Source organism: Stutzerimonas degradans (genome assembly GCF_024448505.1).
In the GTDB taxonomy this organism is placed as follows: domain Bacteria; phylum Pseudomonadota; class Gammaproteobacteria; order Pseudomonadales; family Pseudomonadaceae; genus Stutzerimonas; species Stutzerimonas degradans.
Window position 1 is genome coordinate 511,486 of record NZ_JAMOHV010000001.1, and the last position, 23,221, is coordinate 534,706.

Here is a 23,221-nt window from a genome sequence, read left to right on the forward strand (position 1 = left end):
CTGTCGTCCTCGACGCCTGCGCCCAACTCTCGTCTACGCTTGGATTGGGGGCGGGAAGAAGACGAGGTGAATCATGGGTAAAGAGCCCTCGGAAGAAAGCAGTCTCTACGGCCGCGTGCTGCGGCGCCTGACACAGGCTCTGGAAGAGGCGGAGCGTAATGCGGTAGCAGGGGAAACCGGAAATGCCGAGCTGGAGGTCAGGGGGCTGACGCCAGCCGAATTCGAACTGATTCGTGCGTATCTGCAGCGTGACGCGCAATGGCTCTCGGGCTGGCATGCCGCCGCCGAGGAACAGGAACTGCTGGCGCGCCAGGCCCAGCGGCCGTCGTTGCGCAGCGTGTCGCGCGGACGTCATGGCGGACATGGCAAGCATGTGCCGCTGTCGCTGCAACAGTCGATGAGCTGCGCGCTGTGCAGTAGCGAGGTGCACTGGCCTGATGGTCCTGGGCCGGCGATCTGCCCGGTGTGCGGTTCGCAGCTGCTGCGCGCGCGTCAGCGGCTGTTTTCCTACCGACGCCATTGAGTACGGCATAGCGGCACGGGCGCCGGCCACGTAGAGTTGCCGGCGGTCGACACGGAGATGCCGCATGCCCCTTCGTTATATCTTCAAACAGCTGATGCTGCCGCCGGGCGGCCTGCTGCTGCTGTTGCTGCTGGGCTGGTGGCTGCGCCAGCGCGCACCGCGGCTGGCGGCGCTGTGTTTCATCGGCGGCTTCGGCGGGCTCTGGCTGATGAGCCTGCCGATCGTGGTCGAGTGGGCGGCGCGGGCGGTCGAGCGCGAGCCGGCGCTGGAGGCGGCGCAGTGGCCGGACTTGGCGGCGCGAGCCGGCGCCATCGTCGTCCTCGGCGCGGGGCGTGAGCAGGCTGATCCGGCCTGGGGCAGCGATCAGCCGGGTTACGTTGCGCTAGAGCGCCTGCGCTATGCGGCGCGGGTGGCGAAAGTGTCCGGCTTGCCGATTCTTACCAGCGGCGGTCTGCACTACGGTCAGCCGCCGAGCGAAGCAGCGATCGGTGCCCAGGTACTGCAGGAAGATTTCGGCGTGGCGACCCGCTGGCTCGAGGAGCGCAGCCGTACCACCTGGGAAAATGCCGTCTACAGCGCCCGTATGCTCAAGGCCGAAGGCATCGAGCGGGTGGTACTGGTGACTTCGGCGGCACACATGCCGCGTTCGCGCTGGTGCTTCGAGCAGAACGACATCGAGGTGATCGCTGCGCCGGTGGGTTTCGTCGGGGTGCCCAACGGTCGGCCGCTGAATGGCTGGCTGCCGGAGGTGAAGGCGTACTGGCAGAACGGCATGTTGCTCAACGAGATCGTCGGAATGGCGGTCTACCCGCTGGTCTACGCGGCAGACTAGCTGCCGCGAACTGAACGGCTGCGCTCAGACGTTGCGCCGCTTGAGCAGCGCAAAGCCGAGTAGCAGCGTGCAGACCACGATCAGCGGCCACGAGCGCCAGCGCAGATAGGGCGTCAGCCCCTGCATCGGCGTGATCTCGCCGTAGAGCACCGCTTCCTCGAACCGCGGCACCTGCTCGGTGATACGCCCGCGCGGATCGATGAGTACTGTGATGCCGTTGTTGGTGGCGCGGATCATCCAGCGTCCGGCTTCCAGTGCGCGCATCTGCGCCATTTGCAGATGCTGCAGCGGACCGATGGAGCGGCCGAACCAGGCATCGTTGCTTACCGTCAGCAGCAGGTCGCTCTGCGCGGCGAGGCCGGCGGCGAATTCCGGATAGACCACTTCGTAACAGATGTACGGGGCGATCTGCAGGCCCTTGGCCTGCAGCAGCGGCTGGCCCGGCTCGCCGCGGGCAAAATCAGACATCGGCAGGTCGAAGAAGGCGATCAGCCCGCGCAGCACCTCCTGCAGTGGCACGTACTCGCCGAATGGCACCAGTTTCTGCTTGAGGTAGGTGCCAGCGCCTGCGCCAACCGCGGTCAGGCCGTTGTAGTAGCGCATCTCGCCGGCGGCGTTGGGCTGGCGCACCGGCACGCCGGTGATCAGCGTGGCGTCACGCTGCTGGCTGAAGCCCGCCATCATGTCCAGATAACCCGCAGCGTGTTCCTTGAGGATCGGTACCGCGGTTTCCGGCCAGACGATCAGGTCGGCCGGGCGGCTGCGGAAGGTCATGTCGCGATACAGCAGCAGCTGCATCTCGAGCTTTTTCGGGTCCCACTTCATGCTCTGGGCGACGTTGCCCTGTACCGCGGCGACGGTCAGCGGTGCGCCCTTGTCCTGCGTCCAGGCATGCCCGGCGAGCCACCAACCGGTCAGCCACGGCGCCGCCAGCAGCACCAGAGCGATGGCCAGCTGTCCCCGAGTTGCCAGCAGGCGCGGCAGATTCACCAGCAGTGCGGCACTCAGCGCGATGGCGAAGCTCAGCAGCCACACGCCGCCCACCGGTGCCAGCCCGGCCAGCGGTCCGTGCAGCTGGCTGTAGCCGACATACAGCCAGGGAAAACCAGTGAGTACCCAGCCGCGTAGCGCATCGAGCGCCAGCCATAGCGCGGCGAAGGCCAGGGCGTCGGCCAGCGGCGCCTGCTCGCGTCGCAGCCCGCGCGCCCAGAGCCAGCCGAGGAGCGCGAAGAACAGCGCCAGTCCGGCGACGAAACCAAGCGTCAGCAGCCCGGCCAGCGCCGGCGAGGCGGCACCGAAGTCATGGATGCTGACATAGACCCAGCTGACGCCCGAGGCGAACAGACCGAAGCCGTAGCACCAGCCGCGCCCCGCGGCCGCCTTGGGCGTCAACTGGCGCAGGCCGAGATAGAGCAGGGCGATCGACAGCAGCGCCAGCGGCCAGAGATCGAACGGCGCCAGCGCCAGCGTGGTCAGCGCGCCGGCCGCCAGCGCCAGCAGGTTGCCCGGCCAGCCGGGGCGGGTGATCCAGAGCATCGGGGAACCTCGAAAGGACAATGGAGGCGGCCTGCGGTTGGCGATGCTGTGGCACTCGCCAACCGCAGGCCTGCCGCGATCAGGCGTTCAGCCGGCTGACCCGCAGCATGTGCACGCGACGGCTGTCGGCGTTCAGCACGCGGATGCGGAAGCCGTCGATCTCGGTGATCTCGTTGCGCTTGGGCAGGTGGCCGAAGGTGCTCATCACCAGCCCGGCGACGGTGTCGAATTCGTCGTCCGGGAATTCGCTGCCGAAGAACTCGTTGAAGCTGTCGATCGGCGTCAACGCCTTGACCAGGAAGTCGCCGCTGGGCAGCGGACGGATGTAGCTGTCTTCCTCGACGTCGTGCTCGTCCTCGATGTCGCCGACGATCTGCTCCAGCACGTCCTCGATGGTCACCAGGCCGGCGACGCCGCCGTACTCGTCGATGACGATGGCCATGTGGTTGTGATTGGCGCGGAACTCGCGCAGCAGCACGTTGAGGCGCTTGGATTCCGGGACAAAGGTCGCCGGCCGCAGCAGCTCCTTGATGTCGAAATCGTGCTGCTCCTCGCGAAGGATCAGCGGTAGCAGATCCTTGGCCAGCAGCACGCCGATGATTTCGTCGAGGCTTTCGCCGACGACCGGGTAACGCGAATGCGCGGCTGAAATCACCGCCGGCAGAAAGTCCCGGGGTGACTGGTCGGCGCGGATGCTGATCACCTGCGAGCGCGGCACCATGATGTCGCGCACCTGCAGGTCGGCGACCTGGATGGCGCCTTCGACGATGGCCAGCGCCTCGTTGTCGAGCAGCTTGTTCTGATGGGCTTCGCGCAGGATATCCAGCAGGTCCTGACGCGTCTTCGGCTCATGGACAAAAGCCTGGGTGAGTTTTTCCAGCCAGGACTTCTGCCCGCTGGTCGATCGATCTTCGCTCATGGTGTGCGACTCAAGAGTCCTTGTCGGTGCCCGTTTCGGGCGAAAGTTCGGCGTAGGGGTCGGGATGGCCGAGTTCGGCCAGGAGCTGACGCTCCAGTGCTTCCATTTCCTCGGCCTCGGCATCCTCGATGTGATCGTAACCAAGCAGATGCAGGCAGCCGTGGATGACCAGATGCGCCCAGTGCGCGGCCGGCGGCTTGCCTTGTTCGGCGGCCTCACGCTCGACCACCGGCACGCAGATCACCAGGTCGCCGAGCAGCGGGATGTCGAGGAACTCGTCCGGCACGTCGGCGGGGAACGACAGCACGTTGGTCGGGTAGTCCTTGTGCCGCCAGGTGCGGTTCAGCTCACGGCCTTCTTCCTCGTCGACCAGACGGATGGTCAGCTCGGAGTCGCCGCTGCGCTGGCGCAGCGCCAGTTCACACCAGCGCTGTAGCTCGGCAGCGGCCGGGACCTTGCCGGTGCTGGCCAGCTGTACGTCCAGTTCAATCATGGCGATTGTCTGCGCTGCGGTGGCTGGCTTGGGCGTGGCGGTCTTCGAACGACTCATAGGCTTCGACGATGCGCTGCACCAGCGGATGGCGTACCACGTCCTTGGGCTGGAAGTGGGTGAAGCTGATGCCGTTGACGCCCTTGAGCACCTCGATCACGTGGGCCAGGCCGCTTTTGGTGCCGCGCGGCAGGTCGACCTGGGTGATGTCGCCGGTGATCACCGCAGTGGAGCCGAAGCCGATGCGGGTGAGGAACATCTTCATCTGTTCCTGGGTGGTGTTCTGGCTTTCGTCGAGGATGATGAAGCTGTTGTTCAGCGTACGGCCGCGCATGTAGGCCAGCGGGGCGATCTCGATCACCTGCTTCTCGATCAGCCGCGCCACGTTCTCGAAACCGAGCATCTCGTAGAGCGCGTCGTACAGCGGACGCAGGTAGGGATCGATCTTCTGCGCCAGGTCGCCGGGCAGAAAGCCGAGTTTCTCGCCCGCCTCCACCGCCGGACGCACCAGCAGGATGCGGCGAATCTGTTCGCGCTCCAGAGCGTCCACCGCGGCGGCCACCGCCAGGTAGGTCTTGCCGGTGCCGGCCGGGCCGATGCCGAAGTTGATGTCGTTGTCGAGGATTGCCTTGACGTAGCGCTGCTGGTTGGCGCCGCGCGGGCGAATCATGCCCTTCTTGGTGCGCAGGGCCACGCCCTGGTGGGCGCTGGGGTTGGCCAGTTCTTCCAGACCCGATTCCTGCAGGTACAGATGCACCATGTCCGGCGACAGCTCGGTGGTTTTGGTTTCGCGGTACAGGCGGCGCAACAGGTTTTCGGCGGACTTGGCCGCGTCGGTCGGGCCGACCAGCTCGAACTGGTTGCCGCGGTTGCGGATTTCCAGCGCGAGGCGCTGTTCGATCAGGCGCAGGTGCTCGTCGAACTGGCCGCAGAGATTGGCGAAGCGGCGGGCTTCAAAGGGTTCGAGGGTGAAGCGATGAGGTTCTATGGGTGCGTTCAAGGGCTTGTAGGTGTGGCCGGACTCGGCGGATAGATGAATGGAGAATAGCGCTGCGCGCGCGATGCGAAAAGCGCAGTTGCATGGGCGGCACGGCCCCCGTTGCGTTCACATGGGGGCGTGCGGCGTGCGGTACGCGACTCAAGGCAGCAAAGTGCCACGCAGCGAGTGGGGCAGGGCGTCGTCGATGTGTACGTCGACGAACTGGCCGATCAGTCGGGGATTGTCGCAGCGGAAGTTGACGATGCGGTTGTGCTCGGTGCGACCCTGGAGCATGCCCGGGTCCTTCTTCGAGTAGTCGGTCACCAGGATGCGCTGGGTGGTGCCCACCATCCGTCGGCTATTTTCGAAGCCGAGCTCGTTGATGCGGTGCTGGAGTCTGGCCAGGCGCTGCTTCTTCACCTCGTCCGGGGTGTCGTCGGCCATGTCGGCGGCCGGCGTGCCTGGGCGTGCGCTGTAGACGAAGGAGTAGGAGAAGTCGAAGCCGACCTCTTCGATCAGCTTCATGGTCTGCTCGAAGTCTTTCTCGGTCTCGCCGGGGAAACCGACGATGAAATCCGAGCTGATCAGAATCCCCGGCACCGCTGCCTTGAGCTTGCGGATGCGCGATTTGTACTCCAGCGCCGTGTGGTTGCGCTTCATCGCCGCGAGAACGCGGTCGGCCCCGGACTGCACCGGCAGGTGCAGATAGCGCACCAGCTGCGGGATGTCGGCATGGGCCTGGATGATGGCGTCGGAGAACTCCAGCGGGTGGCTGGTGGTGTAGCGAATGCGCTCGATGCCCTCGACCGCCGCCACCGCATGCAGCAGGTCGGCGAAGTCGTGACCGTCGTGGCGATAGCCGTTGACGTTCTGCCCGAGCAGGGTGACTTCTTTCACGCCGTTTTCGGTCAGGTGGATGATCTCGGCGAGTACATCGGCCATCGGTCGGCTGACTTCCTCGCCGCGGGTGTAGGGCACCACGCAGAACGAGCAGTACTTGCTGCAGCCTTCCATCACCGAGACGAAGGCGCTGGGGCCGTCGACGCGCGGCTCGGGCAGGCGGTCGAACTTCTCGATCTCGGGGAAGGAAATGTCCACCTGCGGCTGCTGGGTGGTGCGCGCGGCGTCGATCATTTCCGGCAGGCGATGCAGCGTCTGCGGACCGAACACCACGTCGACGTAGGGCGCGCGATCGCGGATCGCTGCGCCTTCCTGGCTGGCCACGCAGCCGCCGACGCCGATCACCAGCTGCGGGTTGTCCTGCTTCAGCTCGCGCCAGCGGCCCAGCTGGGAAAACACCTTTTCCTGCGCCTTCTCTCGGATCGAGCAGGTGTTGAGCAGGATCACATCGGCTTCGGCCGGATTCTCGGTGATTTCCAGGGCCTGGTGTTCGCCCAGCAGGTCGACCATGCGCGAGCTGTCGTACTCGTTCATCTGGCAGCCGTGGGTTTCGATGTAGAGCTTGCGGGTCATGTTACGGGCCGGCGTTGTGCAAAAAATGACCGGCGATTATAGGCGCAGCGCAAGAGCGATAAAAGTATGGCGGTCAAGAAAGCCGGTGGCCGGTCAGGGGCGCAGCGGCTCGCGGCCTTCGGCGGCCTGCAGTTCCAGCAGGTAGTCGCGGAAGATCTGCCCGAGCACCTGGGTGGCGATCTCCAGCTCATCGCGGCGCATCTGCTCGGCGACCCGGTCGGCGGTGTCGAGCGCATCTTCGTCGCCGTTGACCGCGGCCATCTTCAGCACGACATAGGCCTGCACGTTGTTCGCGCGCACACCTTCGCCGCGGAAGAACATCACGCCGAGCCTGTGCTGAGCGGTCGCGTGTCCCTGCAAGGAGGCCTGCTCGAACCAGTGCAGCGCCTTGGCTAGGTCACGCGGCGCGCGGCGGCCGTCGTAATAGAACTCGCCTAGCTCGAACGCCGCCTGCAGGTCGCCCTCGCTGGCCGCCTGCTGGCACGCGCGCAGGGCCGCCGGCAGCTCCTCGGGAACGGTGTTCAGCGCGCAGCGCGCCGTCGCCGGAATCAGCAGCGAATTGCCACCGGCGTCAGCCAGCAGTGGCGAAAGCAGCAGACAGCCCAAAGACAGGATGCGGCCGGTGCGGGTCATGGATCGAGGCGCCTCGAGAAGCAGGGCGTTTACGGACGTGGCCGGCGCAAACGCGTCGGCGGTCACATTATGGATAAGTGACCGCGGGCTTACAAAGCCTTTCCGCCCACCGCGACGGTTTATCCGTCGCCTGTCGCCGCGAGAGGTGGCGAGGTGTCTCGAGGTCGTGTGGGCAGGGAGCCGTCCTGCCCACGCGCGGTGGCTCACTTGAGGCTGGCGAAGGCCCGCTCGGCGGCGTCCAGGGTGATCTTCAGCTCGGCATCGCCGTGGGCGATGGAGGTGAAGCCGGCCTCGAAGGCGCTCGGTGCCAGATAGACGCCGCCCTCGAGCATCAGATGGAAGAAGCGCTTGAAGCGCTCGGCATCGCTGGCCATCACGTCGGCGAAGGTGACGATGTCGTCGGCGCCGCTGAAGTACAGGCCGAACATGCCGCCGACCTGGGTGGTGACGAACGGAACGCCGGCGGCATCGGCACGATCCTGCAGGCCCTGCAGCATGCGGCTGGTGTAATCGGTCAGCTCGGCGTGAAAGCCCGGGCGGCTGATCAGCTTCAGCGTGGTCAAGCCGGCGGCCATGGCCAGTGGGTTACCCGACAGCGTGCCGGCCTGGTAGACCGGGCCGAGCGGCGCGACGCACTCCATGATGGCGCGCTTGCCGCCGAAGCAGCCGACCGGCATGCCGCCGCCGATGATCTTGCCGAAGGTGGACAGATCCGGCGTCACGCCGAAGTGCGCCTGCGCACCGCCGAGGGCGACGCGGAAGCCGGTCATCACCTCGTCGAAGATCAGCACCACGCCGTGCTCGTCGCACAGCCGGCGCAGGCCTGCGAGGAAGCCCGGCGCTGGCGGCACGCAGTTCATGTTGCCGGCCACCGGCTCGACGATGATGCAGGCGACCAGCTCGCCCTTCTCCTTCAGCGTGGCCTCGACTTCGGCGAGGTCGTTGTAGGCCAGCGTCAGGGTGTGCTTGGCGAAGTCTGCCGGCACGCCGGCCGAGCTGGGTACGCCCTGGGTCAGCGCACCGGAGCCGGCCTTGACCAGCAGGCTGTCGGAATGGCCGTGGTAGCAGCCCTCAAACTTGATGATCGCGTCACGGCCGGTGTAGCCACGCGCCAGACGGATCGCGCTCATGGTCGCCTCGGTACCGGAGCTGACCATGCGCACCATCTCCATCGACGGCACCAGGCTGCAGACCAGTTCGGCCATCTGCGTTTCCATCGCCGTCGGCGCGCCATAGGACAGCCCGTGGTCGAGCTGGCGGCGTACCGCGTCGAGCACTTCGGGATGGCTGTGGCCGAGGATCATCGGGCCCCAGGAGCCGACGTAGTCGACATAGCGCTTGTCGTCCTCGTCGATCACGTAGGCGCCTTCGGCGTGCTTGAGGAACAGCGGCGTGCCGCCGACGCTGCGGAAGGCACGTACCGGCGAGTTGACGCCGCCGGGAATGTGGGTCTGGGCGCTGGCGAACAGGGTTTCGGAACGGGACATGCGGGGCCTCGCGAATGGCAGGGCGGGCCGGCGTGGCGCGGCTCGCCGTTGGGAATCAGGATGGGCTGAACAGTTGGCTGAACGCCTCGGCGCGACGCTGCACCTCGGCGGCGGAGTCGGCGGCGAACAGCGCATGGATCACCGCGATCAGATTGGCGCCGGCGGCGATCAGTTGTGGCGCGGTCTGCAGCGTAATGCCGCCGATCGCGGCGATCGGCACGCCGAAGCGCTTGCGGGCCGCGTGCAGCAGTGCGACATCCGCGGCCGGCGCGCCGGGCTTGGTGCTGGAGTTGAAGAAGCGGCCGAATGCAACGTAGCTGGCACCTTCGGCGACGGCCTGCTCGGCGAGCGGCAATTGCGCGTGGCAGGTGGCGCCGATGATCGTGCGCGGACCCAGCAGTGCGCGCGCGGCCGCCAGCGAGCCGTCTTCCTGGCCCAGGTGCAGGCCGACGCCCAGCCGTGCCGCCAGCTCGGCGTCGTCGTTGATGATCAGCTGCGCACCGTGGCGAGCGCATAGCTCGCGCAGCGCCTCGGCCTCGCGCAGGCGACGGGCCTGCTCGGCGGACTTGTCGCGGTACTGCAGCAGCCGCGCGCCGCCTTTGAGTGCGGCTTCGACATAGGGCAGCAGGCGGCCGTCGGCCAGCAGCTGGCTATCGGTGATGGCGTAGAGGCCGCGAAGTGCGGTGGTGGTGCCCGTCATGCGCAGCGCTCCCCTCAGGCCAGGTCCAGCGGCAGGCGCCGCGGAATGTACTGACCGTGGCCCGGGGCCTCGGCGTCGCGCAGGGTGCGCCAGGTGTAATCGAGCGCGGACTGCACCGCGCTGCTCAGGCCTTCGCCGAGCGCCAGGCGGCCGGCGAGGGTGCTGGCCAGGGTGCAACCGGACCCGTGATAGCTGCCCGGCAGACGTGCGCAGGTGAATTCATGGCGGCTGCCGTCGCGGCTGTACAGCCGGTTGTGCACTTCGCGCTCGTCACCGTGGCCGCCGGTAATCAGCAGGTGGCGGATGTGCGGCAGCAGGCGTTCGGCGCATTCGTCGGCGCTGCCGTCGGGCAGGTCGGCGAGAATACGTGCTTCGGGCAGGTTTGGCGTGGCGATGGTGGCGACCGGAAACAGCCGTTCGCGCATGGCGTAACCGACGTCGTCCTTGCCCAGCGCGCCGCCGCCGCCAGCACGCAGCACCGGGTCGCAGATCAGCGGCACGCCGGGCAGCTTGCTCATGATCTCGAGCACGGTGTCGACCATCTCCACCGAGCCGAGCATGCCCAGCTTGACGGCCGCGATCGGCACGTCGGCGATTACCGCGTGCGCCTGGGCGAGCACCCACTCGCGATCGAGCACACGAAAGTCGCTGACATCGACGGTGTCCTGCACGGTGAGTGCGGTAACGGTCGGCGCGGCATGGCAGCCCTGGGCGAGCAGGGCCTCGATATCGGCCTGCAGGCCGGCACCGCCGACTGGGTCGTGGCCGGAGAGACAGAGGACGATGGGGCGGGAAGTATGCGTTTTCATGGCCGGCGAGCTTATCACCAAACCATGCGTGCGGGGCGCAGGGCGTGCCGTCGTGGCGGTGCGCCGGGGCACGGTCGATCATGGTGGCGGTTTACTGTCGCAGTGCTGTGCTAGATTGTCGGCACTTCAATTCTCTCCCACCGCTGCGCCTATCCGCGCGCCGGGTCGGTGGTGTCCTCGATCTGCGTCAGCGAGGCGACATGCGGTTCCTTCTTCTGTTGTTGCTTGCGCTGTCGCCGCTGCTGGCGGGAGCCGCCGAATTCGATGAGCATGCCCGCCGCGTGCCGCTGGGCCCGCTCATGGATATCTACGAGGACCCGCGCGGTACGGCGACTATCGAGCAGGTCAGTGCGGCCGACTTCGCCGGGCCGTTTCGCCGGCACGAAGACGCCGTGTTCAACGGCGGCTATTCGCGCGCGGCCTACTGGATCCGCGTCGATCTGAACTACCGACCAACGAACCCGGGACAGTCGCAGCGCTGGCTGCTGGAGCTGGGCTATCCACCGCTGGATCGTGTCGAGCTCTACCGTCCCGATGGCCACGGCGGATACCGTGCCGCGCAGCCCACTGGCGACACACTGCCGTGGGCCAGCCGGGAAATCGGGCAGGGCAACTACCTGTTCGAGCTGGAACTGCCGCCGAACCAGCCGCAGCGCTTCTACCTGCGGGTGCAGAGTCAGGGTTCGATCCAGGTTCCGCTGACGCTGTGGAGCGTGCATGCGTATATCGAAGAGCGCCCCGGGCACATCTATGCGCTGGGACTCATCTATGGCGTGCTGCTGGCGATGCTGGTCTACAACCTGCTCATCTACGTCAGCATCCGTGATCGCAGCTACCTGTACTACATCCTCTATATCGCCTCGTTCGGTCTCTACCAGCTGTCGGTCAACGGCGCCGCGGTGCAGTATTTCTGGCCGGATAACCCCTGGTGGGCGAACGTCGCCACGCCCTTGCTGATCGGCGCAGCCGGCCTGTTCGGCTGCCAGTTCACGCGCAGCTTCCTGCGTACGGCCGAGCACAGCCCCTGGGTCGACCGCCTGCTGTGGCTGATGATGGGGCTCGGTGCGCTGGTGATGACGCTGGCGCTGTTGACCGACTATGGGGTATCGCTGCGCCTGGCGACAATCATGGCGTTGCTGTTCACCCTGGCGGTGTTCGCCGCGGGCATAGCGGCGTGGTGGCGCGGCATGCGCATGGCGCGCTACTTCATCTTCGCTTGGAGCGCGCTGCTGATCGGCGGGCAGATCAACACGCTGATGGTGCTGGGCTATCTGCCCAACACCTTCCTGACGATGTACGCCAGCCAGATCGGCGCGGCGCTGGAAGTGGTGCTGCTGTCCATGGCGCTGGCCGACCGCATCAATGTGCTCAAGGACGAACGCGCCAGCCTGCTCGAAGCCTCGCGCGCCGGGCTTGAACAACTCAACCGCGAGCTGGCGGAAAGCAACCGCTTCAAGGACGAATTCCTCTCCAACATCAGCCACGAGCTGCGCACGCCGATGATCGGCGTGATGGGCGCACTGGAGCTGCTGCCGGGGTCGCAGACTCCCGAAGAGCGCGACGAATACCAGCGCATCGCCACCGAGTCGTCGCGCGACATGCTGCGCCTGGTCAACGATATCCTGCTGCTCAGCGAGCTGCGTGCCGGCAAGCTGCAGCCCGCCTGGGCGCCGTTCAGTCTGCATGAGTGGAGCCAGACCCTGAAGCAGCGCTTTGCCGCGAAGGCCGGCGAAAAGGGATTGGCGTTTGCCGTCGAGCTGGACGCCGCGCTGCCCGATCGGTTGCTCGGCGATGCGCAGAAGCTCGCGCTGATCATCGGTCATCTGCTGGACAACGCGATCAAGTTCACCCGCGCCGGGAGTGTGACCTTGCGCGTCAGTCTGGCCGGCGAGGCCACGTTGCAACTGCCGCTGCAGTTCGAGGTGATCGACACCGGCATCGGCTTCGGGGCAGCCGCCGATGCGTCGTTGTATCAGCAGTTCCGCCAGCTGGACGCCTCGCTGACGCGCCGTTACGGCGGCCTCGGCATCGGTCTGGCGATCAGCCGGCGGCTGGCCGCGCTGCTCGATGGTCAGCTCGACCACCGGTCGCAGCGAGGCTGCGGCAGCTGTTTCCGTCTGCGCCTGGAGCTGGGCCTGCCGACATCGCACCACAGCCCGGTCGCGCCGTCCGGCTCGATTGCCTGAGACGCGGTGCTTTTGGCCGATACCGCGCCTCGGCTTTGCTGGCGGCGTGCTTCACTGTCCGCTGAGTCGGATCGAGGAATGCACGATGAACCTGCCGCCAGCCGAAACCCATGAGGTGACCAACCAGGTGCCGCCGCTCGACGGCGCCAATCTCTATCGCATCGACCTGCCGCTGCGACAGTGGCTGCGGCGTTTCGACGCCGGTTGGGCCGATGCCCGGCTGGACGCCTACGGCGCGCTTGCCGGCGGGCCGTTGATGGCGGCGGGCTTTCTCGCCAACGAGAACCGGCCGGTGCTGCGCACGCACGACCGCTATGGGCATCGCATCGATGTGGTGGATTTCCATCCGGCCTATCACGAGCTGATGCGCACCGCGATCGAGTACGGCATCCCCTCGCTGCCCTGGACCGCTCCGCAGCCCGGTGCGCAGGTAGCGCGGGCCGCGCTGATGTACCTGCACAACCAGGCCGAAGCCGGCAGCAGCTGCCCGCTGACCATGACCTACGCCAGCGTACCGGCGCTGCGCCTGCAGCCGGATCTCGCCGAACGCTGGTTGCCGAAAATTCTCGCCACCGCGTACGACCCGCGCAACCTGCCGATGGAGCAGAAGGCCGGCGTCACCATCGGCATGGCCATGACCGAGAAACAGGGCGGTACCGACGTGCGCGCCAACAGCACCCGCGCCTTTCCGGTCGGTGCCGGCGGCCCCGGCCAGCCCTACGAACTGGTCGGCCACAAGTGGTTCTGTTCGGCACCGATGTGCGATGCCTTCCTCACCCTGGCGCAGACCGACAAGGGGCTGTCGTGCTTCCTGTTGCCACGCCATCGCCCGGATGGCACGCGCAACCAGTTCTATATCCAGCGACTGAAGAACAAGCTGGGCAACTGGGCCAACGCCTCCAGCGAGGTGGAGTACCGCGGCGCGCTGGCGTGGATGGTCGGCGAGGACGGTCGCGGCGTGCCGACCATCATCGAGATGGTCGCCTCGACGCGCTTCGACTGCATGATCGGCTCCAGCTCGCTGATGCGACAGGCGCTGACCCAGGCCCTGCATCACTGCACCTACCGGCATGTCGGCGGGCGTGCGCTGATCGAGCAGCCGCTGATGCGCAACGTGCTGGCCGACCTCGCGCTGGAGAGCGAAGCCGCGCTGGCGCTGACGCTGCGCATGGGCCGCGCGCAGGACAATCGCCATGACGAGCGTGAAGACAAGTTTGCCCGCCTGGTCACGGCCATCGGCAAGTACTGGATCTGCAAACGCGCCCCGGAAATGATCGCCGAGGCCAGCGAATGCCTCGGCGGCTCTGGCTACGTCGAGGAAACCATCCTGCCGCGCCTGTACCGCGAAGCGCCGGTCAACTCCATCTGGGAAGGCTCCGGCAACGTGCAGTGCCTGGATGTGCTGCGTGCGTTGTCGAAGGAGGCCGGTGTGCTCGACGCGCTGTTCGACGTACTCGGCGACGGCCATGGCGACGCGCGCCTGAAGTTACATATCGAGCGACTTCGCACGGCGTTGCGCGATCCCGACGATATCCAGTACCGCGCTCGCCAACTCACCGAGGATGTCGCCGTGGCCTTGCAGGCCGGGCTGTTGCTGGAGGCGGGTAACTCTGCAGTCAGTGATGCGTTTATCACCAGTCGTCTGGAGGGACACGGGCGCGTTTATGGCACCTTGCCGAAAGGGCTCGATATCCAGGCGCTGCTCAGCCGCAGCGCCCCGTCTTTGGGGTAATTGCTCAACTTTTGCTCAGTGATGCCGAAATGCTGGCAATGAGCGGAGGGTTGCGGCATGAGGATTACCTCAAGTGAACAGTTTGGGCTGAGTGCCGAGCGGCATTACACGGCGGGACGCGAGGTCAACGAGACACTGGACATGCAGCGTGGTGGCCAGCGGCTGCAGATCAGTCGGCACGAGCGCAGCGAAGTGAGCAGCTCCAGCCGTGCTGAAGTACATCTTGCCCAGGACCGGCCGGCGATCTCGTCGAAACAACTGGAAAGCCTGGCGGACGGCCTGCCGCAAGCGGCCCCGGCCGCCACGGCGGACGGCGCACATAGCCTGGATTTCACGCCCGACGAAGAAAGCCTGCGCAAACTGCGTATGTTGCTGGCGGTGCTGGGACGCGAGGTTGAGGAGATCGACGCCACCCTCGACAAGCTCTCCGCGGGCTTGTCCATGCCAGCGCCAGCGGCGCCATCTGCAGGCGGTGCCATGCCGCAGGTGGAGGCGACTGGGAATGGCGATTTTCTGAACTACCAGTACAGCGTGCAGGAATGGCGCGGCGAGTCGCTGAGCGTCAGCGCCAGCGGTACGGTCAGCACCGCCGACGGCCGCACGATCCAGTACGGGCTCAGCCTCGAAATGCTCAGCGTGCAATACAGCAGCGCCAGCGTTTCGATGCGTGCCGGTGCCGTATTGCAGGACCCGCTGGTGCTCAACCTCGGGGGCGGCCCGGTACGCCTGGATGCCAGCAGCCGCGTCGGCTTCGATCTGGATGCCGACGGAGACCGCGACAGTCTGGCCAGTCTTGCCTCCGGCAGCGCCTTCCTGGCGCTGGACCGCAATGGCAATGGTCGTGTCGATGACGGCCGCGAGCTGTTTGGCGCCCTCTCCGGCGATGGCTTCGCCGATCTGAGCGCGTATGACGAGGACGGCAACGGCTTCATTGACGAGGGTGACAGCATCTTCGAGCAACTCCGCCTGTGGCGCCCGGACGCGCAAGGCGCGGGCGAACAGCTTGATCTGCACTCCGCCGGAGTTGGCGCTATCGGTCTGGCGCGTGCGTATGGTGACTTCGACCTGATCGCCCAGCAGCAACTGGAAGGGCGGGTCAGGAGCACCGGGTTGTTTCTATTCGAGAATGGCCAGGTGGGCAGTGTGCAGCAGGTCGATCTGGCCGTTTGAGCAGCTTTAGCCTCATCAGCGAGCGTTGTGAACGGCGCTTGGCTGTGTGGAGCCAGGACGACGCAGTTCAGGTAGTCCGCTGAGCGATTTTTATCGCTCCATCGCCAGGCGCCACGGCTCTACCGCACGCTGCCGGCGGGTGGGGCTGGCTATCGGGGCGTGGCTGGCGCACAGTGCGCCGCAGCTGTAAGGCGGTGCCAGCAGGCTCGGGTCGGCCGATTTGCCGGTTACTCTTGCCCCGTCTATACCAGCTTTGGGCTCTTTGTCCCGTAGGCCTGCTAGTACCTTCGTATAACAGCCAAACGAGCTGAAGACCCTAGAATAAAGCGAGCGACTACACTACGGGGTTGCAAGCGCGGCATGATTTTTTGAGGTTCCGACGGATTGAGCGGCAAAAGACATGGGCGTTTTGTCTCCGAACTTGAAGCCGCCGTCTCCATGCCTCGTCAGGCACTAGCTAATTCTATGCAGAGCCTTCACGGACGAGCATTCGATGAGTTTCAGAGGTGAATTCATGGCAACGGATCTAAACAAGTACATTCGCAACGCGGCGTTTCTCGATAAGGTTGTCTCGGCAGAAGAGGCCGCGTCGTGGATCGAAGACGGCATGACGCTGGGTATGAGCGGTTTCACCCTGTTCGGTGAGCCCAAGGAATTCCCGCGCGCCCTGTCCGCGCGTGGCCAGAACGAGAAGTTCAAGGTCAACCTGTTCACCGGCGCTTCCATGGGGCCGGCGGCTGACCAAGCCATGGCCGAGGCCGGCATCATCAACAAGCGCATCCCGTACCAGGGCAACCCGGTGCAGCGCAAGAAGATCAACGCCGGCGAGATCCTCTACATCGACCAGCACCTGTCGCACATGGCCGAGCTGATCCGCCAGGGCGTGCTGCCGCAGGTCGACTACGCGATCATCGAAGCCGCTGCCATCACCGAAGACGGCCAGATCATCCCGACCGGTTCGGTGGGCAACTCGCCGATCTTCGTCCAGACCGCCAAGCACGTGATCATCGAGCTGAACACCTCCGCTCCGCGTGAATACGAAGGCATGCACGACATCTACATCCCGGGGCCTGCCGGCGAGAACACTCGCGAAGCCATCCCGGTATTCGACGTCAGCACCCGTATCGGCACCGTCGGTATTCCGGTCGATCCGGCCAAGGTGCGCGGCATCGTGCTGTCCAGTCAGCCGGACATCCCATCGCCGCTGTTCGAGCCGAACGAAGAAACCCAGAAGATCGCCGATAACCTGCTGGACTTCCTGCGCGCCGAAGTGAAATCCGGCCGTCTGACCAACAGCCTGGCGCCGCTGCAGTCCGGTGTGGGTTCCGTGGCCAACGCCGTGCTGAACGGCATGCGCACCTCCGAGTTCAAGGACCTGGTCGTCGCCTCCGAAGTGCTGCAGGACGGCGTGTTCGACCTGATCGACGCCGGTGTGGTGAAGTTCGCTGCCGGTACCGCGTTCTCCCTGTCCAAGAAGCGCGTGGAAAACCTCGCTTCCGACATGGCCAAGTACGCAGGCAAGGTGGTGTTCCGTCCGCAGGAAATCTCCAACCATCCGGAAGTCATCCGTCGTCTGGGCATCATTTCCTTCAACACCGCGCTGGAAGTGGACATCTACGGCAACGTGAACTCCACCCACGTCAGCGGCACCCACATGATGAACGGTATCGGCGGCTCGGGTGACTTCGCCCGCAACGCCCGCATCACCATCTTCGTGACCGCCTCCACCGCGAAGAACGGCAACGTCTCGTCGGTCGTACCGTTCGTGACTCACGTCGATCACACCAACCACGATGTCGACGTGATCATCACCGAGCAGGGTTATGCCGATCTGCGTGGCCTGGCTCCGGCTGAAGCCGCCCAGCGCATCATCGCCAACTGCATGCATCCCGATTACAAGCAGCAGGCGCTGGATTACCTGGAAGAGGCCAAGGTGCGCGGCGGTCATACCCCGCACGTGCTGGAGAAGGCCTTCTCCTGGCACACCCACCTGGCCGAGCACGGCACCATGAAGCTGAACAAGTAATTGTCAGCTGAGTGACGGGACCGGCGGTCGCCCGACTTTTCGAGCGCCGTCGGAACCCTCGAAGAAACCGATGCCGGGCAGCCGGCGTCGGTTTTTTTATGCCTGCGCGCAGGCGCCGTGGCGGTCGTGCGGCATGTACATTCGTAAAGGATTCCGGCCAAGATACCGCCATTCGCACAGACAGGACCTTGCCGCATGACTCCCGATACCCAGCGTTTCACCGTCGCCAGCTCTGCCGAGGCCGCGGTCGATCACCTGGCCGAGCTTCACCAGCGCGCCACGGCTGCGCTCAACCGGGCACTCAAGCGCTATGTCGCCGACCGCACCGAGCCGAGTGCGGAAGAACGCGATCTGTTCCGCTACCCGGAGCTGCGTCTGACCTACGAATGCCACGGCGAGGTGCCGGCTTCCACCCGTGCCTACGCCAAGGTGCAGGCGCCGGGCGTCTACAGCGTCACCGTGACCCATCCGGCGGCGTTCCGCGCCTACCTGCTCGACCAGCTGCGGCCGTTGATGCACGACTTCAACGTCAAGATCGAGGTCGGCATCAGCGAGCGCAACATTCCCTATCCGTACGTCATCGAGCAGGGCGACGAGCTGGCCGGCAGCGGCGTGACCGCCGCCGAGCTGGCGCGGGTGTTTCCCAGCACCGATCTGTCGGCGGCGACCGACGACATCGCCGACGGCCTTTACGACTGGGAGCATGCCGATCCGTATCCGCTGGCGCTGTTCGACGGCGCGCGGGTGGATTTCTCCCTGCGCCGGCTGGTGCACTACACCGGCAGCCACTGGCGCCACGTGCAACCGTGGATCCTGCTGACCAACTATCACCGCTACGTCGACCAGTTCATCCGCCACGGCCTCGACATGCTGCGCGACGACACCCGCTTCGTGCGCATGGTGCTGCCGGGCAACGTGGTCATCGAGCGCGGCATGGAGGAGGGCGAGGCGCAGGCGATCATCGGCGGCGTGCTCTGGCACCGTTACCAGATGCCGGCCTACCACCTGATTGCCGACGACGGCCACGGCGTCACCCTGATCAACATCGGTGTCGGCCCGTCCAACGCCAAGAACATCACCGATCACCTGGCCGTGCTGCGTCCGCACTGCTGGCTGATGATCGGCCACTGCGGCGGGCTGCGGCAGTCGCAGTCCATTGGCGACTACGTGCTGGCGCACGCCTACATGCGCCGCGACGGCATCCTCGATCGCGTGTTGCCGCCGCACATTCCGTTGCCGGCGCTGGCCGAGGTGCAGCAGGCGCTGCAGGAAGCCGCGGCGCAGATCACCGGCGAGAAGGGCGAGGCGCTGAAGAAACGCCTGCGCACCGGCACCGTGCTGACCTACGACGACCGCAACTGGGAGCTGCGCTGGGCGCAGGAACGGCCGCTGATCAACCTGTCGCGCGCGGTGGCGGTGGACATGGAAAGCGGCACCATCGCCGCACAGGGCTATCGCCTGCGGGTGCCCTACGGCACGTTGCTGTGCGTGTCGGACAAACCGCTGCACAGCGAGATCAAGCTGCCCGGCTCGGCCAATGCGTTCTACGAGCGTGCCGTGAGCCAGCACCTGAAGATCGGCATCACCGCGCTGGACCTGCTGCGCAGCCAGCAGCACTCGCTGCATTCGCGCAAGCTGCGCAGCTTCGACGAACCGCCGTTCCGCTGAACCGTGCGCCGGGGCGGGAATGGACGATACTGAAGATCGTCGCATTCCCGCTTCAGCCATTGGAGGTTCACATGGAACAGTCGATCCACGCCTTCCACAACCTGTTCGAGCAGTTGGGCCTGCCCAACGACGACGCCTCGATCCGGCGCTTCATCGACACGCACGCGCCGTTGCCGGAGGGCGTGGGCCTGGCCGACGCGCCGTTCTGGAACCCCGCCCAGGCGGCTTTTCTGCGTGACGAGCTGCTCGAGGATGCCGACTGGGCCGAGGTGGTCGACCGGCTCAGCCTGGCACTGCGCCGCGCCAGCGTCTGAGGCCGCTCAAGGGTGCAGGTTGCGCACCATGTACAGCGCCGGAATCGGGTAGCTGGCGAGGTTGTCGGCCTGCTGCGGTTCCAGCCCGTCGTGGGCGCGATAGCCCTGACGCGACCAGAATTCGGCGGAGTCCTGTACCGAGACCAGCGCCGAGTAGCGCAGCCGGGCGGCCTGCGCCTGCTGCAGATTGCGTCGCACCAGCGCCGGGCCGATGCCGCGGCCGCCGGCGCGGCGCGCCACGGCGAGGTCGTGCAGATACAGACAGTCGGCCTCGGCGTGCGGCTCGAACTCACCGTCCAGCGGGGTGATCCTGCCGAGTCGCGACTGGTAGGCGAACAGGTAGGCGCACACGCCCTCGGCGTCTTCGGCAACCCAGGCCAGCTCCGGACAGGCTGCCAGCCGTGAACGGATCACCGCCTCGTCCTCCAGCACCGCGGCGGCATAAGACTCTTCCTGGATCGCCAGGACGGCAGGGATATCGCGCTCCTGCATCGCTCTCAACTGATACATCTCGACTACGCTCAAACACCGCGAAACGCCGTGCGGCCCGGCAAAAGGCCGCGATCATAGCGCAAAAGTCCGGCGTTTCGGCCGCCAGGCGACCGCCAGCGGCGCGCCGGTCGAATTCCGCCTGCGCGCGGAGGTCGAGGCAGGCATAATGCTTAGCCTGCTAACAGGTGTTCGGAAGTTGCCTTGAACGATGGTCGTCACCCGCTCTACGGGGTTCTGCTGATTCTGCTCTCGGGCCTGCTGCTGGCCAGCCATGACGGCCTGGCCAAGCACCTGTCCGGGCTGTACCCGGTGTTCTTGGTGATCTGGGCGCGCTACATCGCGCAGACCGTGCTGATGACGCTGCTGTTCGTGCCGCGCATGGGGCCGCGCGTGCTGCGCACCCGGCGGCCCGGGGCGCAGTTGCTGCGCGGGCTGAGCCTGGTTGGCGTCAGCCTGCTGTTCATCAACGGCCTGCACTACATCCCGCTGGCCGAGGCCACCGCGGTGATCTTCCTCACGCCGGTGCTGGTCACCATCGCCTCGGCGCTGCTCGGCGAGCGGATCGGCCGCAGCCAGTGGATCGCCCTCGGCTTCGGCCTGCTCGGCGTGCTGATCATCGTGCGACCGGGCTCGGCGCTGTTCACGCCGGCCGCGCTGCTGCCGCTTGGTGCCGCACTGTCGTTCACGCTCTACCAGCTGGTGACCCGTCGCCTCGCCGGCACGGAGCATCCGGTCACCAGCAACTACCTCACCAGCCTGGTCGGCTGCGTGGTGCTGAGCGGGCTGGTGCTGTTCAACTGGCGCACGCCGACCCTGCACGACGCCGTGCTGATGGCCGCGCTCGGCGGCATGGCGATGCTCGGCCACCTGCTGCTGACCCAGGCGTTCCGCTACGCCAGCGCCGCGATGCTGGCGCCGTTCACCTATGGACAGATCGTCTTCGCCGGCATCGTCGGCTTCTTCGCCTTCGGCCATGCACCGGACGGCGGCGCGCTGCTGGGCATGGCGATCATCATCGCCAGCGGGCTGGGCATGGCCTACGTACAACGGCGGCGGGTGCCGGCCTGAGCGCTCGTTCGCGGCGTCGGCGAGCGGTTTTCCGCGGGGTTCAGCGAATGTGTCGTTTGACCCCGCGGACAGCTTCCAACAAGGTGTTTCGACAGGGGCAATCCGACCCCTTTGCGTGCTGTTTGACCAGGTGACCAACAATGCTACGAATCTCGCACCACGATCTGCGCAAGAACTTCCGCCAGCTGCTCGCGGCTGACCGCTGCTTCCACACCGCCTCAGTGTTCGATCCGATGTCGGCGCGCATCGCCGCCGACCTCGGCTTCGAGGTGGGCATCCTCGGCGGCTCGGTGGCGTCGCTGCAGGTGCTCGCTGCCCCGGACTTCAACCTCATCACCCTCAGCGAGTTCGTCGAGCAGGCCACGCGCATCTGCCGGGTCGCCCAGTTGCCGGTGCTGGCCGACGCCGACCATGGTTACGGCAACGCGCTCAACGTCATGCGCACGGTGACCGAGCTGGAACGTGCCGGCATCTCCGCGCTGACTATCGAGGACACCCTGCTGCCGGCGAAATTCGGCCGCAAGTCCACCGACCTGATCGGCATGTTCGAGGCGGTCGGCAAGATTCGCGCGGCGCTGGAGGCGCGGATCGATCCGCAGATGGCCATCATCGCCCGCACCAACGCCGGCGTGATCGGCTTCGAGGAAGTGATTGCCCGCGCCCAGGCCTACGAGAAGGCCGGCGCCGACGCGATCTGCCTGGTCGGCATCGAGGATTTCGACCACCTGCAAAGCATCGCCAGCCAGCTGACCCGGCCGCTGATGTTGGTCACCTACGGCAACCCCAACCTGCGTGACAACGCCCGCCTGGCCGCGCTTGGCGTGCGCATCGTGGTCAACGGCCACGCCGCCTACTTCGCCGCGATCAAGGCCACCTACGACTGCCTGCGCGAGCAGCGTCAGATCGATGCGCTGGACCTCAACGCCTCGCAGCTGTCGGTCAAGTACTCGACCGCCGACGAATACGTGGTCTGGGCCGAGGAGTACATGCAGGTCAAGGAATGAGCCGCGCTCAGAACAGCCGGCGCTCGGCGCGCAGGGTCAGCAGGCCGTCGCAGCGCGGGTTGTGCCCGGAATAGGCGCCACACTCGGTGCGCTCCAGATTCGAATCGCTGTAGGAGAGATCGAACTGCAGGCCGAGCCAGGGTCGCGACAGGTTGAGCGACCAGTCGCTGAACAGGCTGACGCTACCGTCGGCGAACCGGCGTGGCGTGGCCAGCGCATGGCTGGAGTAGCTCAGGCGCACCCCGACACCGAATGGCATCACCCGGCCCAGATCGAGATACAGCGTGCTGTCGCGGCGCTCGGCCGTGCTGTTCAGCGCCGCGCCGAGGCTGCGGCTGCCCAGCGTGAGGCCGCCGTAATACTGCAGACGCCCCCAGTCGTCGCTCTCGGGGAAGCTGTAGCGCATCAGGCCGACTTCGTAGCCGAGCTGGCCGTCCACCGCGTGCTGCAGATAGCCGAGGTAGGAATTGACCTCCAGCTGGCGGCCCTCGCTGAGGCCGACGCTCGGCGTCCACTGACCGACATACAGGCCGCTGGCGTGGCTGAGGTCGAGGCCGCCGTGGAACGCGCCGCTCGCGCCCGGCTGCACCAGGCCCTGGGCCATGCTGCGCACGGGTTCGGTGCCGAGCGTGAGCTCGAACGCGCCAAGGTCGCGCTCGAGCGTGCCTGGCTGACCGGCGCAGCCCGCCATCAGCAGCAGGCCGGCGAGGAGTGGAGTGAAGCGATGCATGGGCTTTGACGCAGATTTTCCAACCGGCGCAGGATAGGCGCTGACGCCGCGGCGGCGGCACCATTCGTCGGCCGCGCGGCCGCTATCGACCGGCGGTCGTGCCGATGGCGAGCGCCACCGCCGGGCAAGCGTCAAAAAGTCAGAGCAGCAACCGGGCGCTGCGGGAGGTGATCATGGCAACAGGTTGGGCCGGCGACGGCGCCGTCCAGGAGCAGATCGACAGTACGATCGACGACGCGGTGCAGCGCGCCCGCAGCAGGCTCGCGCGCGGCGAAAGCCTGAAACATTGCGAGGAGTGCGGTGTGGCGATTCCCGAGGCTCGCCGCCAGGCGGTGCCCGGCGTGCGTCTTTGCATTGCCTGCCAGGCCGAGGCGGACAAGCAGGAAGCCGCCTTCAGCGGCTACAACCGTCGAGGCAGCAAGGACAGCCAGCTGCGCTGATTGCGCGGCG

General features: G+C 66.3%; 22 protein-coding genes. 11 read left to right on the forward strand and 11 right to left on the reverse strand.

Annotated elements, in window-relative coordinates; all coding sequences use genetic code 11:
• Window positions 1-73 precede the first annotated feature (73 nt).
• On the forward strand, window positions 74-523 hold the full coding sequence (locus tag NAV27_RS02410; RefSeq protein ID WP_008569657.1) for a hypothetical protein: 450 nt from the start codon (window positions 74-76) through the stop codon (window positions 521-523).
• Between the two features lie 64 nt (window positions 524-587).
• Window positions 588-1,355, forward strand: a complete 768-nt coding sequence (locus tag NAV27_RS02415; protein WP_102827858.1) for a YdcF family protein — start codon at window positions 588-590, stop codon at window positions 1,353-1,355.
• 24 nt (window positions 1,356-1,379) lie between these two features.
• Here the strand turns inward: NAV27_RS02415 and lnt are convergent, their stop codons facing one another.
• The 9 genes from lnt to NAV27_RS02460 all read right to left on the reverse strand — a co-directional run bounded on the left by lnt (window position 1,380) and on the right by NAV27_RS02460 (window position 10,381).
• Window positions 1,380-2,891: an apolipoprotein N-acyltransferase gene (gene lnt / locus NAV27_RS02420; RefSeq protein ID WP_102827857.1), complete on the reverse strand. Its 1,512-nt coding sequence runs from the start codon at window positions 2,889-2,891 to the stop codon at window positions 1,380-1,382.
• 79 nt (window positions 2,892-2,970) lie between these two features.
• Window positions 2,971-3,810 (reverse strand): CorC family transporter, encoded by an 840-nt coding sequence (locus NAV27_RS02425; protein WP_102827856.1) that lies wholly within the window; start codon window positions 3,808-3,810, stop codon window positions 2,971-2,973.
• A gap of 10 nt (window positions 3,811-3,820) precedes the next feature.
• On the reverse strand, window positions 3,821-4,303 hold the full coding sequence (gene ybeY / locus NAV27_RS02430) for an rRNA maturation RNase YbeY (RefSeq protein ID WP_102827855.1): 483 nt from the start codon (window positions 4,301-4,303) through the stop codon (window positions 3,821-3,823).
• A complete protein-coding gene (locus NAV27_RS02435; protein ID WP_008569662.1) occupies window positions 4,296-5,300 on the reverse strand; it encodes a PhoH family protein in 1,005 nt (334 codons plus the stop codon). The genes ybeY and NAV27_RS02435 overlap by 8 nt, the downstream gene beginning before the upstream one ends.
• A 138-nt stretch (window positions 5,301-5,438) precedes the next feature.
• Window positions 5,439-6,752, reverse strand: coding sequence for a tRNA (N6-isopentenyl adenosine(37)-C2)-methylthiotransferase MiaB (miaB, locus tag NAV27_RS02440; RefSeq protein WP_008569663.1), 1,314 nt, complete (start codon window positions 6,750-6,752; stop codon window positions 5,439-5,441).
• 93 nt (window positions 6,753-6,845) lie between these two features.
• Entirely contained in the window at window positions 6,846-7,385 is a 540-nt protein-coding gene (locus tag NAV27_RS02445) for a tetratricopeptide repeat protein (RefSeq protein ID WP_008569664.1), read from the reverse strand.
• Between the two features lie 203 nt (window positions 7,386-7,588).
• Window positions 7,589-8,872 carry a glutamate-1-semialdehyde 2,1-aminomutase gene (gene hemL / locus NAV27_RS02450; RefSeq protein ID WP_102827854.1) on the reverse strand — a complete coding sequence of 428 codons (1,284 nt, stop codon included), beginning with the start codon at window positions 8,870-8,872 and terminating at the stop codon, window positions 7,589-7,591.
• Between the two features lie 55 nt (window positions 8,873-8,927).
• Complete coding sequence (gene thiE, locus NAV27_RS02455) at window positions 8,928-9,572, reverse strand: thiamine phosphate synthase (RefSeq protein ID WP_043297705.1); 645 nt, start codon at window positions 9,570-9,572, stop codon at window positions 8,928-8,930.
• A gap of 14 nt (window positions 9,573-9,586) precedes the next feature.
• Window positions 9,587-10,381 (reverse strand): bifunctional hydroxymethylpyrimidine kinase/phosphomethylpyrimidine kinase, encoded by a 795-nt coding sequence (locus tag NAV27_RS02460; protein ID WP_043297704.1) that lies wholly within the window; start codon window positions 10,379-10,381, stop codon window positions 9,587-9,589.
• A 200-nt stretch (window positions 10,382-10,581) separates the two neighbouring features.
• Here NAV27_RS02460 and NAV27_RS02465 point away from each other — a divergent pair, with 200 nt between their 5' ends.
• The 6 genes from NAV27_RS02465 to NAV27_RS02490 all read left to right on the forward strand — a co-directional run bounded on the left by NAV27_RS02465 (window position 10,582) and on the right by NAV27_RS02490 (window position 19,477).
• On the forward strand, window positions 10,582-12,567 hold the full coding sequence (locus tag NAV27_RS02465) for a sensor histidine kinase (protein ID WP_102827853.1): 1,986 nt from the start codon (window positions 10,582-10,584) through the stop codon (window positions 12,565-12,567).
• Between the two features lie 85 nt (window positions 12,568-12,652).
• On the forward strand, window positions 12,653-14,299 hold the full coding sequence (locus tag NAV27_RS02470) for an acyl-CoA dehydrogenase family protein (protein ID WP_102827852.1): 1,647 nt from the start codon (window positions 12,653-12,655) through the stop codon (window positions 14,297-14,299).
• Window positions 14,300-14,356: 57 nt separating this feature from the next.
• The gene (locus NAV27_RS02475; RefSeq protein WP_232249093.1) at window positions 14,357-15,469 is read left to right on the forward strand and encodes an SPM autocatalytic domain-containing protein; all 1,113 of its coding nucleotides are present in this window, start codon (window positions 14,357-14,359) and stop codon (window positions 15,467-15,469) included.
• Window positions 15,470-15,983: 514 nt separating this feature from the next.
• Window positions 15,984-17,495 carry a succinyl-CoA:acetate CoA-transferase ScpC gene (gene scpC, locus NAV27_RS02480; RefSeq protein WP_102828260.1) on the forward strand — a complete coding sequence of 504 codons (1,512 nt, stop codon included), beginning with the start codon at window positions 15,984-15,986 and terminating at the stop codon, window positions 17,493-17,495.
• 195 nt (window positions 17,496-17,690) lie between these two features.
• Window positions 17,691-19,163: an AMP nucleosidase gene (gene amn / locus NAV27_RS02485; protein ID WP_102827850.1), complete on the forward strand. Its 1,473-nt coding sequence runs from the start codon at window positions 17,691-17,693 to the stop codon at window positions 19,161-19,163.
• A gap of 71 nt (window positions 19,164-19,234) precedes the next feature.
• Window positions 19,235-19,477, forward strand: a complete 243-nt coding sequence (locus NAV27_RS02490; RefSeq protein ID WP_102827849.1) for a DUF2789 domain-containing protein — start codon at window positions 19,235-19,237, stop codon at window positions 19,475-19,477.
• 6 nt (window positions 19,478-19,483) lie between these two features.
• Here the strand turns inward: NAV27_RS02490 and NAV27_RS02495 are convergent, their stop codons facing one another.
• Window positions 19,484-19,969 carry a GNAT family N-acetyltransferase gene (locus NAV27_RS02495; RefSeq protein WP_008569674.1) on the reverse strand — a complete coding sequence of 162 codons (486 nt, stop codon included), beginning with the start codon at window positions 19,967-19,969 and terminating at the stop codon, window positions 19,484-19,486.
• 201 nt (window positions 19,970-20,170) lie between these two features.
• Between NAV27_RS02495 and NAV27_RS02500 the strand changes: the two genes are divergently transcribed.
• Window positions 20,171-21,037 carry a DMT family transporter gene (locus NAV27_RS02500; protein ID WP_102827848.1) on the forward strand — a complete coding sequence of 289 codons (867 nt, stop codon included), beginning with the start codon at window positions 20,171-20,173 and terminating at the stop codon, window positions 21,035-21,037.
• A 140-nt stretch (window positions 21,038-21,177) separates the two neighbouring features.
• Window positions 21,178-22,041, forward strand: coding sequence for an isocitrate lyase/PEP mutase family protein (locus tag NAV27_RS02505; protein ID WP_008569676.1), 864 nt, complete (start codon window positions 21,178-21,180; stop codon window positions 22,039-22,041).
• Window positions 22,042-22,048: 7 nt separating this feature from the next.
• On the opposite strand, the gene NAV27_RS02510 is transcribed toward NAV27_RS02505, so the two are convergent.
• Window positions 22,049-22,771, reverse strand: coding sequence for a TorF family putative porin (locus NAV27_RS02510; protein ID WP_102827847.1), 723 nt, complete (start codon window positions 22,769-22,771; stop codon window positions 22,049-22,051).
• A gap of 173 nt (window positions 22,772-22,944) precedes the next feature.
• Between NAV27_RS02510 and NAV27_RS02515 the strand changes: the two genes are divergently transcribed.
• Window positions 22,945-23,211 carry a DksA/TraR family C4-type zinc finger protein gene (locus NAV27_RS02515; protein ID WP_008569678.1) on the forward strand — a complete coding sequence of 89 codons (267 nt, stop codon included), beginning with the start codon at window positions 22,945-22,947 and terminating at the stop codon, window positions 23,209-23,211.
• The last annotated feature ends 10 nt before the right edge of the window (window positions 23,212-23,221 follow it).

Bases quoted from the DNA above. Each gene is read 5' to 3' on its own strand.
- NAV27_RS02410 (WP_008569657.1), top strand. From the start codon at position 74: ATGGGTAAAGAGCCCTCGGAAGAAAGCAGTCTCTACGGCCGCGTGCTG.
- NAV27_RS02415 (WP_102827858.1), top strand. From the start codon at position 588: ATGCCCCTTCGTTATATCTTCAAACAGCTGATGCTGCCGCCGGGCGGC.
- lnt (WP_102827857.1), bottom strand. From the start codon at position 2,891: ATGCTCTGGATCACCCGCCCCGGCTGGCCGGGCAACCTGCTGGCGCTG.
- NAV27_RS02425 (WP_102827856.1), bottom strand. From the start codon at position 3,810: ATGAGCGAAGATCGATCGACCAGCGGGCAGAAGTCCTGGCTGGAAAAA.
- ybeY (WP_102827855.1), bottom strand. From the start codon at position 4,303: ATGATTGAACTGGACGTACAGCTGGCCAGCACCGGCAAGGTCCCGGCC.
- miaB (WP_008569663.1), bottom strand. From the start codon at position 6,752: ATGACCCGCAAGCTCTACATCGAAACCCACGGCTGCCAGATGAACGAG.
- NAV27_RS02445 (WP_008569664.1), bottom strand. From the start codon at position 7,385: ATGACCCGCACCGGCCGCATCCTGTCTTTGGGCTGTCTGCTGCTTTCG.
- hemL (WP_102827854.1), bottom strand. From the start codon at position 8,872: ATGTCCCGTTCCGAAACCCTGTTCGCCAGCGCCCAGACCCACATTCCC.
- thiE (WP_043297705.1), bottom strand. From the start codon at position 9,572: ATGACGGGCACCACCACCGCACTTCGCGGCCTCTACGCCATCACCGAT.
- NAV27_RS02460 (WP_043297704.1), bottom strand. From the start codon at position 10,381: ATGAAAACGCATACTTCCCGCCCCATCGTCCTCTGTCTCTCCGGCCAC.
- NAV27_RS02465 (WP_102827853.1), top strand. From the start codon at position 10,582: ATGCGGTTCCTTCTTCTGTTGTTGCTTGCGCTGTCGCCGCTGCTGGCG.
- NAV27_RS02470 (WP_102827852.1), top strand. From the start codon at position 12,653: ATGAACCTGCCGCCAGCCGAAACCCATGAGGTGACCAACCAGGTGCCG.
- NAV27_RS02475 (WP_232249093.1), top strand. From the start codon at position 14,357: ATGAGGATTACCTCAAGTGAACAGTTTGGGCTGAGTGCCGAGCGGCAT.
- scpC (WP_102828260.1), top strand. From the start codon at position 15,984: ATGGCAACGGATCTAAACAAGTACATTCGCAACGCGGCGTTTCTCGAT.
- amn (WP_102827850.1), top strand. From the start codon at position 17,691: ATGACTCCCGATACCCAGCGTTTCACCGTCGCCAGCTCTGCCGAGGCC.
- NAV27_RS02490 (WP_102827849.1), top strand. From the start codon at position 19,235: ATGGAACAGTCGATCCACGCCTTCCACAACCTGTTCGAGCAGTTGGGC.
- NAV27_RS02495 (WP_008569674.1), bottom strand. From the start codon at position 19,969: ATGCAGGAGCGCGATATCCCTGCCGTCCTGGCGATCCAGGAAGAGTCT.
- NAV27_RS02505 (WP_008569676.1), top strand. From the start codon at position 21,178: ATGCTACGAATCTCGCACCACGATCTGCGCAAGAACTTCCGCCAGCTG.
- NAV27_RS02510 (WP_102827847.1), bottom strand. From the start codon at position 22,771: ATGCATCGCTTCACTCCACTCCTCGCCGGCCTGCTGCTGATGGCGGGC.
- NAV27_RS02515 (WP_008569678.1), top strand. From the start codon at position 22,945: ATGGCAACAGGTTGGGCCGGCGACGGCGCCGTCCAGGAGCAGATCGAC.